The following is a 745-nucleotide window of genomic DNA, read 5'->3' as shown; positions in this document are numbered from 1 at the left end:
CACTTGTGGGCCAGTGACCAAAGGCTTGCTATTGGGTTCAGCCTGCCAAGGGTTGTTTCCTGGGATTGCATTAAATTGATTGCTGTAACGTGTCGGCTTTTGTGTGTTTGCCTCTTCAGCTGCTGCGCCCTGCTCACCAATGTGCTCAATCGAGGTCAATATCCAGTCTCGATTAAGCGCTTCGTCATTATGGTCAACAAGTTCAAATTTAAAACCACTGATAGCCTGCAAAATATTACTCCGCCCAGAGGCGACTTGAGCATCACGGCGCAGGTATTCTTGACGAACTTGTGTAATAGGAACCCCTGCAGCATCATCTTTATAACGGCCAGGAAAATCAAAATGCTCATAGTCAGGCCTTTGAAACTTGAGTTCTTGACCCCTACTGCTTTGTAGGAAACTGTATTGCGGTTTCTTAAAACTGTAATCTTTTAAGCTAATCTTGGCGGGCTTAATTTGGTGCTGGTAATTAAATTGATTAACAAAGGTGTTTTCACCCACCCCGCCACTGAGCGCATTATAGGGAAACGGACGCTTTAAGCTGCTCACCTTACTCGTACTGTCACAAAAAATCAGTGTGTGAACATCTTGAGTATGCTCAAAGTAGTAAAACAGGCCCACTTCCGCGGCTAACCGACTGATAAACTCAAAATCCGTTTCACTGTATTGCACACAATACTCACGCACTTCCGATTCAAATCGTGCATCACAACTAAACGCGTAATCACTTATCCCCATTTCATTA

Annotated in this window: 1 protein-coding gene; it reads right to left on the bottom strand. The window is 44.3% G+C overall.

Features of this window, described 5'->3' with window-relative positions; all coding sequences use genetic code 11:
- Positions 1 to 745, bottom strand: a 745-nt coding sequence (gene tssI / locus J8L86_RS21005; RefSeq protein ID WP_211031453.1) for a type VI secretion system tip protein TssI/VgrG, incomplete at both ends; no start/stop codon positions are given.

The sequence above is a fragment of the Shewanella sp. MMG014 genome (assembly GCF_018100775.1).
Taxonomy (GTDB): Bacteria; Pseudomonadota; Gammaproteobacteria; order Enterobacterales; family Shewanellaceae; genus Shewanella; species Shewanella japonica.
This window is presented reverse-complemented; position numbering and strand designations above follow the sequence as displayed.